Annotated in this window: 10 protein-coding genes; 5 read left to right on the forward strand and 5 right to left on the reverse strand. The window is 60.0% G+C overall.

What is annotated here, in order from left to right:
- Nucleotides 1–65 precede the first annotated feature (65 nt).
- The 5 genes from cysM to ACA067_RS06365 all read left to right on the forward strand — a co-directional run bounded on the left by cysM (nt 66) and on the right by ACA067_RS06365 (nt 6228).
- Entirely contained in the window at nt 66–968 is a 903-nt protein-coding gene (cysM, locus tag ACA067_RS06345; protein ID WP_497461040.1) for a cysteine synthase CysM, read from the forward strand.
- On the forward strand, nt 968–2320 hold the full coding sequence (rlmD, locus tag ACA067_RS06350; protein WP_497461041.1) for a 23S rRNA (uracil(1939)-C(5))-methyltransferase RlmD: 1353 nt from the start codon (nt 968–970) through the stop codon (nt 2318–2320). The genes cysM and rlmD overlap by 1 nt, the downstream gene beginning before the upstream one ends.
- 123 nt (nt 2321–2443) lie before the next feature.
- Nucleotides 2444–4687, forward strand: coding sequence for a GTP diphosphokinase (relA, locus tag ACA067_RS06355; protein ID WP_497461042.1), 2244 nt, complete (start codon nt 2444–2446; stop codon nt 4685–4687).
- Nucleotides 4688–4823: 136 nt separating this feature from the next.
- The gene (gene mazG / locus ACA067_RS06360) at nt 4824–5657 is read left to right on the forward strand and encodes a nucleoside triphosphate pyrophosphohydrolase (protein WP_497461043.1); all 834 of its coding nucleotides are present in this window, start codon (nt 4824–4826) and stop codon (nt 5655–5657) included.
- 28 nt (nt 5658–5685) lie between these two features.
- A complete protein-coding gene (locus tag ACA067_RS06365) occupies nt 5686–6228 on the forward strand; it encodes a DUF2058 domain-containing protein (RefSeq protein WP_084321993.1) in 543 nt (180 codons plus the stop codon).
- 83 nt (nt 6229–6311) lie between these two features.
- Here the strand turns inward: ACA067_RS06365 and ACA067_RS06370 are convergent, their stop codons facing one another.
- The 5 genes from ACA067_RS06370 to ACA067_RS06390 form a co-directional block, all read right to left on the reverse strand.
- On the reverse strand, nt 6312–6500 hold the full coding sequence (locus ACA067_RS06370) for a hypothetical protein (protein ID WP_497461044.1): 189 nt from the start codon (nt 6498–6500) through the stop codon (nt 6312–6314).
- 423 nt (nt 6501–6923) lie between these two features.
- The gene (fabB, locus tag ACA067_RS06375) at nt 6924–8144 is read right to left on the reverse strand and encodes a beta-ketoacyl-ACP synthase I (protein ID WP_497461045.1); all 1221 of its coding nucleotides are present in this window, start codon (nt 8142–8144) and stop codon (nt 6924–6926) included.
- A gap of 11 nt (nt 8145–8155) precedes the next feature.
- Nucleotides 8156–8671, reverse strand: coding sequence for a 3-hydroxyacyl-[acyl-carrier-protein] dehydratase FabA (gene fabA, locus ACA067_RS06380; RefSeq protein ID WP_003179264.1), 516 nt, complete (start codon nt 8669–8671; stop codon nt 8156–8158).
- A gap of 247 nt (nt 8672–8918) precedes the next feature.
- A complete protein-coding gene (locus ACA067_RS06385; protein WP_497461046.1) occupies nt 8919–10820 on the reverse strand; it encodes an ATP-binding protein in 1902 nt (633 codons plus the stop codon).
- Complete coding sequence (locus ACA067_RS06390) at nt 10817–11746, reverse strand: ABC transporter substrate-binding protein (protein WP_497461047.1); 930 nt, start codon at nt 11744–11746, stop codon at nt 10817–10819. The genes ACA067_RS06385 and ACA067_RS06390 overlap by 4 nt, the downstream gene beginning before the upstream one ends.
- Nucleotide 11747 lies beyond the last annotated feature (1 nt).

Below are 11747 nucleotides of genomic sequence, written 5' to 3' on the forward strand. Positions count from 1 at the left end.
ATATGGCCTGCGAACGTTTGCCGGTATGATAGGCGCCCCCGCAGTCTGGATTGCGAATACACACCATGACCTTGCAGTACCCAACCATCGCCGATTGCGTCGGCAACACTCCGCTGGTTCGTTTGCAGCGCCTGCCCGGCGCCACCAGCAACACCCTTTTGCTCAAGCTCGAAGGGAATAATCCGGCGGGTTCGGTCAAGGACCGTCCGGCGTTGTCGATGATCACCCGCGCCGAATTGCGCGGGCAGATCCACGTCGGCGATACGCTGATCGAGGCGACCTCGGGCAATACCGGGATCGCCCTGGCGATGGCCGCCGCGATCAAGGGTTACAAGATGATCCTGATCATGCCCGACAGCTCCAGTGCCGAGCGCAAGGCGGCGATGACCGCCTATGGCGCCGAGCTGATTCTGGTCACTCAGGAAGAGGGCATGGAAGGCGCCCGCGACCTCGCCGATCGGATGCAGGCCGAAGGCCGTGGCAAGGTGCTGGATCAGTTTGCCAACGGGGACAACCCCGAGGCGCACTACACCACCACCGGCCCGGAAATCTGGCGTCAGACCGAAGGCACCATCACCCATTTCGTCAGTTCCATGGGCACCACCGGTACCATCATGGGCGTCTCGCGCTACTTGAAAGAGCAGAACGAGAGCGTGCAGATCATCGGTCTGCAACCGATGGAAGGCTCGGCGATTCCGGGCATCCGTCGCTGGCCGCAGGAATACCTGCCGAAGATCTATCAGGCCGAGCGCGTGGACCGGATCGTCGACATGGCACAAAGCGAAGCCGAAGACGTGACCCGCCGTCTGGCCCGCGAAGAAGGCATCTTCTGCGGCGTGTCCTCGGGCGGTGCCGTGGCAGCCATGCTGCGTTTGTCCCAAGAAGTTGAAAACGCGGTGATCGTCGCGATCATCTGCGACCGTGGCGACCGTTACTTGTCGACCGGCATTTTCGACGCGCCCAACTGATGGCCAAGCAAGAGAGAAGCCTGCGCTTCCAGCCCACCGGCGGCAGCAAGGCCGCGCAAATCCCGACCGGCAAAAAGCAGCGCCTGACCATCGAGCGCCTGGCCAACGACGGTCGCGGCATCGCGTTTGTCGAAGGTCGCACCTGGTTCGTCATCGGCGCATTGGCCGGTGAAGACATCGAGGCGCGTGTTCTCGGTGCCCACGGCAAAGTGGTCGAAGCGCGCACCGAACGGGTGTTCCAGGCCAGCGAACTGCGCCGCCCGGCACCGTGTCCGCATGCCGGTCGCTGCGGCGGTTGCAGCGTGCAACATCTGCCGCACAACGAACAACTCGCCCTGAAACAGCGCATGCTCGCCGAACAATTGTCGAAGGTCGCCGGTGTCGAACCCGAAGAATGGGCAGCGCCGTTGAGCGGTCCGGAATTCGGTTACCGGCGTCGCGCCCGAGTGGCGGTGCGCTGGGACATGAAGGCGAAAAAGCTCGAAGTCGGTTTCCGCGCGGCGGGCAGTCAGGACATCGTTGCGATCAACGAATGTTCGGTGCTGGTACGGCCCTTGCAACCGATCATGACCCGCTTGCCGGAGATGTTGCGGCGCTTGAGCAAACCTCAGGCGCTGGGGCATGTGGAGTTGTTCAGCGGTTCGTCGTTGGCGGTGTTGCTGCGGCACATGGCGCCGCTGTCCGACGCCGACATGACGATTCTCAAGGATTTCTGCGCGTTCCATGAAGCCCAATTGTGGCTGCACGGTGATGGGGAACCGCAACCGGTCGAGGCTGACCAGTCGTTGGGTTATCGACTTGAACAGTGGGATTTGAACCTGGCGTACCGCCCAGGGGATTTCATCCAGGTCAACGCCGGGGTCAACGAAGCGATGATCGTCCAGGCGTTGGAGTGGCTGAAGCCGACGGCGGATGAACGAGTTCTCGATCTATTCTGTGGATTAGGTAACTTTGCCTTGCCGCTGGCCAAGGCCGTTCGTGAAGTGGTGGCAGTGGAAGGCGTGCAGGCGATGGTCGAGCGGGCAGCCGCGAACGCCGCTAGCAACAATCTGCATAACACGAAATTTTTTCAGGCCGATTTATCCCAGCCTTTGACCGATGCCGAATGGGCGCGCGAAGGCTTTTGTGCGGTACTCTTGGACCCACCCCGTGACGGTGCTTTCGAGGTCGTGCGCAAGCTCAAGTCGTTGGGCGCCAAACGGTTGGTGTATGTGTCATGCAACCCTGCAACCCTGGCGCGTGACACGGTCGAATTGATCAAACAGGGCTACCGGTTAAAACGTGCCGGGATTCTCGATATGTTTCCTCAAACGGCACATGTCGAGGCCATGGCGTTATTTGAAGCGAGCTAGGAAGGCTCGTCTGGTCCGACTGGCCCGCCCGTGAAGCCGCGCACCAGCCCGACGTGGGCTCATGGGCAGCGAAGGTCAGCGATTTTGACGCATTGAATCTGCGTCTTAGGGAAGGTAAGCAAGATGGTACAGGTGAGAGCACACCAGCCGATCAACACCGACGGCAGTATCAATCTCGAGGCTTGGCTCGATCACGCGGTCAGTGTCGATCTGGCACTGGATCGCGAAGCCTTGAAGGAAGCGTGCGAGTTCGCTCGCGCATCTGAGCAACAGGCCAATGCGGCGAAAAATCTCTGGTCCGAAGGGACCTCGAGTTTCCGCGCGGGCCTTGAGATCGCCGAGATTCTCGCCGACCTCAAACTCGATCAGGATTCGTTGGTTGCCGCGGTCTTGTACCGCGGCGTGCGCGAAGGCCAGATCGAACTGCCGGCGGTGAGCCAGCGCTTCGGTCCGGTGGTCGCCAAACTCATCGACGGTGTGTTGCGCATGGCGGCGATCAGCGCCAGCCTCAGCCCCCGTCAATCCCTGGTACTGGGCACCCAGGGCCAGGTGGAAAACCTGCGCAAAATGCTGGTTGCCATGGTCGACGACGTACGCGTCGCGCTGATCAAATTGGCCGAGCGTACCTGCGCGATCCGTGCGGTGAAAACCGCCGACGACGAGAAACGCAACCGCGTGGCCCGTGAAGTCTTCGACATCTATGCGCCCCTGGCTCACCGTCTCGGTATCGGTCACATCAAGTGGGAGCTGGAGGACTTGTCCTTCCGTTACCTCGAGCCCGACCAGTACAAGCAGATTGCCAAGCTGCTCCACGAGCGGCGCCTGGATCGCGAGCGTTTCATCGCCGATGTGATGAACCAGCTGAAAGTCGAATTGCAGGCCACCGGTGTCGATGCCGATATAAGCGGCCGGGCCAAGCACATCTATTCGATCTGGCGCAAAATGCAGCGCAAGGGACTGGAGTTCAGCCAGATCTACGACGTGCGCGCCGTTCGTGTGCTGGTGCCGGAAATGCGCGACTGCTACACCGCACTCGGCATCGTCCACACGTTGTGGCGGCACATCCCGAAGGAATTCGACGACTACATCGCCAACCCCAAGGAGAACGGCTACCGCTCGCTGCACACCGCGGTGATCGGGCCCGAGGGCAAGGTGCTGGAAGTGCAGATCCGCACCCACGCCATGCACGAAGAAGCCGAGCTGGGCGTGTGCGCGCACTGGCGCTACAAGGGCACCGACGTCAAATCCGGCTCCAACCACTACGAAGAGAAAATCTCCTGGCTGCGTCAGGTCCTCGAATGGCATGAAGAGCTGGGCGACATTGGCGGCCTGGCAGAACAGCTGCGGGTCGATATCGAACCGGACCGGGTCTACATCTTCACCCCGGACGGTCACGCCATCGATTTGCCAAAGGGCGCGACGCCACTGGACTTCGCCTACCGCGTACACACCGAAATCGGTCACAACTGCCGTGGCGCGAAGATCAACGGGCGCATCGTGCCGCTCAACTACAGCCTGCAAACCGGTGAACAGGTCGAGATCATCACCAGCAAGCACGGCACCCCGAGCCGCGACTGGCTGAACCCGAACCTGGGTTACATCACCACCTCGCGTGCACGGGCGAAGATCGTTCACTGGTTCAAATTGCAGGCGCGCGATCAGAACGTCGCCGCCGGTAAAACCTTGCTGGAGCGCGAACTCAACCGCCTCGGTCTGCCAGCGGTAGATTTTGACAAGCTGGCCGAAAAGGCCAACATGAAAATGGCCGAAGACATGTTCGCCGCATTGGGCGCAGGCGATTTGCGTCTGGCACAACTGGTGAACCTGGCGCAGCAACTGGTTGAACCGGAACGCGGCAACGAACAGCTGGAACTGATTCCACGCAAGGCCACCGGTTACAAACCGGGCAAGCGCGGCGATATCCAGATCCAGGGCGTCGGCAACCTGATGACGCAGATGGCCGGCTGCTGCCAGCCGTTGCCAGGGGATGCAATCGTCGGTTACATCACCGTGGGCCGCGGTGTGAGCATTCACCGTCAGGACTGCGCCTCGGTATTGCAATTGGGCGGGCGCGAGCCTGAGCGGATCATCCAGGTCAGCTGGGGGCCGGTGCCGGTGCTCACCTACCCGGTGGACATCATCATCCGGGCCTATGACCGGTCCGGCTTGCTGCGTGACGTTTCGCAAGTGCTGCTCAACGAGCGGATCAATGTGCTGGCGGTCAATACCCGCTCGAACAAGGAGGACAACACCGCGTTGATGTCCCTGACCATCGAGATTCCGGGGCTGGATGCACTGGGGCGGTTGCTGGGACGGATTTCCCAGTTGCCGAACATCATCGAAACCCGGCGTAACCGCACGCCGTGATGATCTATGCGGGACGGTTTTATGTGGGAGCGAGCTTGCTCGCGATGGCAATTTGAAGGATACATTAATGTTGAATGTGCCGACGTCATCGCGAGCAAGCTCGCTCCCACAAGGTTTTTTGCTGTGAGAGAAATAGATGTACAGCCTTGAAGACTTGCTGCACCTGATGAACCGCCTGCGCGACCCGCAGTACGGTTGCCCGTGGGACATCAGGCAAACCTACGCCACCATCGTCCCGCACACCCTTGAAGAGGCCTACGAAGTCGCCGACGCCATCGAACGCGGTGATTTCGATCACTTGCAGGGGGAGTTGGGGGATTTGCTGTTCCAGGTGGTTTATTACAGCCAGCTGGCCCGGGAAGAAGGGCGCTTCGAATTCGCTGGCGTGGTCGACAGCATCACCCGCAAGTTGATCCGCCGCCATCCTCACGTGTTCCCCACCGGGGATCTGTACGCACCGCTGGATGTTCCGCGCCTGAGTGAAGAACAGGTCAAGCAGCGCTGGGAAGAAATCAAGGCTGAAGAACGGGCGGAGAAATCTTCGGCGCCCGAACAGCTGTCCTTGCTCGATGACGTGCCTGCGGCACTGCCGGCATTGTCCCGTTCGGCGAAGTTGCAGAAGCGCGCAGGGCAGGTCGGTTTCGACTGGCCTGACGCCTTGCCGGTGCTCGACAAAGTGCGCGAAGAGCTCGATGAAGTGCTTGAAGCCATGGCCGACAATGACTCGGCAGCGATTGCCGATGAAGTCGGTGATCTGCTGTTTTCCGTGGTCAATCTGGCGCGTCATCTCAAGGTCGACCCGGAAACTGCCTTGCGTGGTGCCAACAGCAAGTTCGAAAGACGCTTCCGATTTATCGAACAGGCATTGCGCGACACCCACCGTCCCATGGAAGATTGCACCCTCGAAGAGTTGGACGCCTTGTGGGGCGAAGCCAAACGTCAGGAAAAGAATATGCCCAGCTGCGGTTGAGCAGTTGCCTAAGTGAGAAATAAGCACCATGAGCATTTCCCTTCGCGACCAGTTGCTCAAAGCAGGGCTGGTCAACCAGAAGCAGGCCAAGCAGGTCGGCAAAGAAAAACAGAAGCAGCAACGTCTGGCCCACAAAGGCCAGATCGAACTGGATGACTCGCAGCAGCGGGCGGCTCAGGAAGCCATGGCCGAGAAGGTCAAGCGCGACCAGGAGCTGAACCGTCAGCAACAGGAGAAGGCCGAAGCGAAAGCCCGCGCCGCCCAGGTCAAGCAATTGATCGAAGTCTCGCGCCTGCCAAAGCTGACCACCGAGGATTACTACAACTTCGTTGACGACAAGAAGGTCAAGCGTCTCTCCGTCAATACGCTGATGCGCAACAAGCTCAGCAACGGTTCGCTGGCAATCGTGCACCATGCCGGCGGCTACGAAGTGATCCCGCGTGAGGCGGCCCTGAAGATTCAGGAGCGCGATCCGCAACGTATCGTGCAGTTGAATGTGCAGACCGAAGAAGCGGCCGCCGAAGACGATCCGTACGCGGCCTACCAGATCCCGGACGATCTGATGTGGTAAGCCGATAAAGGCTGCAACAACGACAAACCCCGCTCATGGCGGGGTTTGTCGTTTTCAATGCTGTCATTGCTTATGCTCCGCGCCTAGGCGGTGAGTAACTCGCGTTGCTGCTCCTGTTTTTCCAGTTCGGCCTTGTAGCTGTGGGCATCGGTTTCGGAATGAAACATTCCCACCAGCATGTCTTGTTGATGTACATCCCAGATCCGGATACCGGCGGCTACGCCTTCATGGGATTTATGTGAATCGTCGCGTTCAGTTACTTTTACAGTCATCTGCTAGCTCCAATCTCTGTTATCTGCAGCAAGGCGTGTGCAGGCCTTTGTTATATATTTTGGTAGCTTGCTAAGTAAACGACTGGATTCGATAACGAATTTTTGCGAAATCGGCAAAAGTCCTGCAGCCCGCTAAACACGCGGCATTCGGTCGCAGGGCGTTAAGTTTCATGACAAAAGCTTCATGTTGGCGAGGCACAAAACTCTCTTCGAGCCTGATGGATTGAACGCCGCAATACCTGTGGGAGCTGGCTTGCCTGCGATGGCGTCGGCACCGAAAACATCTATGTTGCCTGATCCTCCGCTATCGCAGGCAAGCCAGCTCCCACAGGATTTGTGTTCGGCCTGACTACTTATGACAGGCACAAAAAAAACGCCCCGAACCAGTCGGGGCGTTTTTGTGTGCAGCAGAGCGGCGGGGTATTACTTACCTGCCCAGCGCTTCAGTACCAGCGTGGCATTGGTGCCACCGAAACCGAAGCTGTTGCTCATCACGGTGTTGATGGTGGCGTCTTCGCGAGTCTTGGTCAGGATCGGCATGTCTGCCACTTCCGGGTCCAGTTCGTCGATGTTGGCGGAGCCCGCCATGAAGTTGCCTTCCATCATCAGCATGCAGTAGATCGCTTCGTGAACGCCGGCGGCGCCCAGGGAGTGACCCGACAGGCTCTTGGTGGAGCTGATGGCCGGAGCCTTGTCGCCGAACACCTCACGCACACCCTTCATCTCCATGACATCACCGACCGGAGTCGAGGTGCCGTGGGTATTCAGGTAGTCGATCGGAGCGTCAACGGTGGACATGGCCATCTGCATGCAGCGGATGGCGCCTTCGCCGCTTGGGGCGACCATGTCGTAACCGTCGGAGGTCGCGCCGTAGCCAACGATTTCGGCGTAGATCTTCGCGCCGCGGGCCAGAGCGTGTTCCAGCTCTTCGACCACGACCATGCCGCCACCGCCGGCGATGACGAAACCGTCACGCTTGGCGTCGTAGGCACGGGAAGCTTTTTCCGGGGTTTCGTTGTACTGGCTGGACAGGGCGCCCATGGCGTCGAACAGGAACGATTGGCTCCAGTGTTCTTCTTCACCGCCGCCGGCGAACACGATGTCCTGCTTGCCCATCTGGATCTGTTCCATGGCAGTACCGATGCAGTGAGCACTGGTGGCACAGGCAGAAGCGATGGAGTAGTTCAGGCCCTTGATCTTGAACGGCGTGGCCAGGCAGGCGGAAACGGTGCTGCTCATGGTCCGCGTCACGCGGTATGGGCCGACGCGCTTCACGCCTTTCTCGCGCAGGATGTCCAGCGCTTCCATCTGGTTCAGCGTGGAGGCACCACCGGACCCGGCGATCAGGCCGGTACGCGGGTTGGAAACCTGCTCATCACTCAGACCGGAGTCGGCGATGGCATCTTTCATGGCCAGGTAGGCGTATGCCGCCGCGTGGCCGACGAAGCGAAAGATCTTGCGGTCAATCAGCTCTTCGAGGGGAAGGTCAATGGAGCCGGAAACCTGGCTACGCAGACCCATTTCGGCATATTCCGGGTTGAACCGGATGCCAGGGCGGCTTGCACGCAGGTTAGCGGAGACGGTCTCTTTGTCATTGCCCAGGCACGAAACGATGCCCAGACCAGTGATAACGACGCGGCGCATGCGGATAACCCTTAGAAGTTGTCAGTGGAGGTGAAAACGCCGACCCGAAGGCCTTCGGCGGTATAGATCTCGCGACCGTCGACAGTCACCGAACCGTCGGCAATGGCCAGGTTCAGCTTGCCTTTGAGGACGCGCTTGATATGAATGTTATAGGTCACTTTCTTCGCGGTCGGCAGAACCTGACCAAAGAACTTCACTTCGCCCGAACCCAGGGCGCGGCCGCGGCCCGGCAGACCTTGCCAGCCAAGGAAGAAACCGACCAATTGCCACATGGCGTCGAGGCCCAGGCAGCCTGGCATCACCGGGTCGCCTTCGAAGTGACAGGCGAAAAACCACAGATCCGGAGTGATATCCAGCTCGGCGACCAATTCACCTTTGCCGTACTTGCCGCCTTCTTCGCTGATCAGGGTGATGCGATCGACCATCAGCATGTTCGGGGCGGGCAGTTGCGCGTTACCTGGGCCGAACAGCTCACCGCGACTGCAGCGCAGCAGGTCTTCCCGGGTAAAGGCGTTTTGTTTGGTCATGCGAGCTCCTCAATAGTCCCGTGCGGCAGGTGGGGCAAATCTTCCCGGCCGGTCGAAGCATTCATGCCTCGAGTCAGCAGCCTACTCATAGACTATTGCGTTGTGGTGAAAGTCACAGCACCAAGGACACGAATGTACACTTGTGCACTGAAATTTTTATTCAAGCCCCTTTTCGGGCCTGTTCGGGTGCCTAAGACTGCCGCACTTTCGCCTTTCACGCCAGTCGCAGATAGCCGAAAGGCCTGCACTACTGCACCCATCGCTGCAGAATCTGCTGCAGATCAGTACGTTTGAAGGGCTTGGCCAGGTAATCGTTCATTCCCGCCGATAAACAGGCTTCCCGGTCGCCCTGCAAGGCATTGGCGGTCAGGGCGATGATGGGCAAGCCAGCGCAGCCGGGCAATTGGCGAATCTGTCGGGTCGCCTCATAGCCATCGATGATCGGCAATCGACAATCCATCAGGATCGCTTCGAAAATCAGACTCTCGGCACTGCGCACCGCCTGCACTCCATCCGTCGCGACGCTGACAGTAAAGCCCAGGCTGCGCAACATTGCCTCGATAACTGTCTGATTGACCGGATTGTCCTCGACCAGCAGTACATTGCGCCCTTCGCCATCACCGGTGCCGGTGGGCGTACGTGGCGTCAGCATCGGCAGCGTCTGTTTACAAATCGCCAGCGGGATTTCCAGCGTGAACACCGAACCGCGACCTTCTTCGCTCTGGGCACGCAGGGTGCCGCCCATGCGTTCAGCCAGGGTACGGGCGATGGAGAGCCCCAATCCGGTGCCGCCATAGCGCCGTGAAATGGAACTGTCGGCCTGCTGGAAGGCTTTGAACATCGACTCCAGGTTCTCGCTGGAAATTCCGATCCCGCTGTCGCGCACCGTGCAGGTAAACCAGAGCAGCTCGTGATCCAGCGACTGCCATTGCGGCTCGATGGTGACGCGACCTTGCTCGGTGAACTTCAGCGCATTGCCGACCAGGTTGACCAGGATCTGCCGGATCCGCGTCGGGTCGCCCTGCACCTGCAACGCGCGCATGTTATCGGGCGTCAGCAGTGCCAGGTCCAGCCCGCGTTGTGCGGCGCTGTGCGAGAACGACTGGGCACAACTGCCGATCAGGTCCGTGAGGTTGAACGGTATGTGCTCCAGTTCCAGTTCCGAGCGCTCGATGCGCGAGAAGTCGAGAATGTCGTTGATGACCTTGAGCAGGTGTTCGGTGGACTCCGAAGCCAGCGCCGCGTATTCGAGCTGCTCCTCGGTCATCTCGGTGGTTTCCAGCAGTTGCAGCATGCCCAGTACGCCATTCATCGGGGTGCGCAGCTCGTGGCTCATCATCGCGAGGAAATCGGTTTTTGCGTTGTTGGCCTTTTCCGCCTCTTCGCGGGTCTGGATCAACTGCGCCATCGCCTGGTGCTGTTCCCGGCTGGCTTGTTCGAGACCGCTGGCGAGGTTGTTGATGTGTTGCGACAACGCCCCGAGTTCGGTGTCGTCGACGATCGGCAGCGGAGTTTTGTAGTCGCCGTCCTGGATCGCCTTGACCGCATTACCGATGTCGCGGATTGGCTGCGACAGGCTACCTGCCAGGCGCCGGGCGATCAGAAAGGTAAACAGCAGGGCGAACATTGCCAGAATCCCGGCCTTGAACAGGATTTCCTGCTGGCGCTGGCTGAAGGCATCGTTGGACAGGCCGACAATTACCCGGCCCAGATAATCTTCGGTGGGCGTGGCGCCGGGGGCTTTGCTGCCCTGGAAAAAGTCGTTGTGCAGCGCAATGCGTTGCAGTCGCACCGGGGCCTGGAAGACTTCGACCTGATGCGAGCGGGTGTGGGTTTCCGACGGTTGTTCGACGTACACCAGAATCCGGTTGGCGCTGTCCTGAACTTCCAGGAAGCGCACATTGGGCGTGGCCAGCGTGGCCTTGAGCAAACTGTCGAGCACCTCGTTGTTGCCCGAAATCACCCCGTATTCAGTGGCCGGCGCCAGTTGGTTGGCAATCAACTGACCGGTGTGGTTGAGTTCCTGGCGCAGGTCCTGGATTCGCACGAAGGTGAAGAAACTGATCAACAGCAAGGTCAGCAACAGGGCAGGGCCGAGGCTGATGATTTGCGTGCGGGTGTTGATGTCCCAGCGACGATGGAAAGTCATGGGTGGCTTTCTCCTGCGGCCAACTGTGTTGCGACAGAGGCTTCATCTATCTGTTCAATACCTAAGGAACGAGCCACTTGTGGATTACTCAAGACCTGGAAGCGCTGCGGGTAGTGCGCGCGTGGCCAGTTGGCCGGTGGCTGGTCGAGCAGTGTGTCAAGAATCGCCAGCCAGTCGCCCTGATCGCTGTAGGTACTGGCCAGGCTCCCGGCCTTGACGAAACCGGCATTGGGGCCGATCAGCGCCAGTTGCCGTGCGTAGCTGCTGAGCAACAGGTTTTTCGCGGTTTTCGGGTTGAACAAATCGGGATCGTCGAGTCCCAGCAGCACGTCGCTGTTGTTCAGCAAAGACTGTAACGGGCGGCTGTCACTGGTGTTGTCCCAGCGCTCGGTGACGATTTCAAGGCCGAGCGGCAGGGCGGCCTGGCGCAGTTCGTTCAAGAGAAACTCACTGTGACTGTCGTAGAGCACGCCGATTCGGCGGGCCTGGGGTAGAAGAATACCGGTCAGGCGCAATTGCCGAGCCAGCGGCGGATCGCTCCACAGCAGGCTCAAGTGCGGGGGCAGGGTGGCACCCAGGCGTTGGCGCGCTTGCAGGCGACTGATGCGCAATACCAGTGTCGCCGGGCCTCGGGCCTCTTGCAGGCGCCAGTCGAGACTCGGCAGATCAAGCAGGATCAAACGGGTAGTGGCGGGCAGTTTGCCCGGTGCCGGCAGACGGGGCAGTGGCTGGAAGCGCACGCTGTCGGCAGGGCGCAACTCGCTCAGGGCCCGGGCGAAAGATTGCACGCCGGGGCTGTCTTCGGCGGCGGTCAACAGAATGTCGGCGGCCCGAGTCGGCAGGCTGCACAGTAAAGCACCCAGTACCAGGCATAGCCCGGCCATCAGGTGGCCAAGGGTTGGCGTCTTCCGTGACCAATAGCGCATC

This window comes from Pseudomonas sp. LBUM1674 (genome assembly GCF_059695635.1).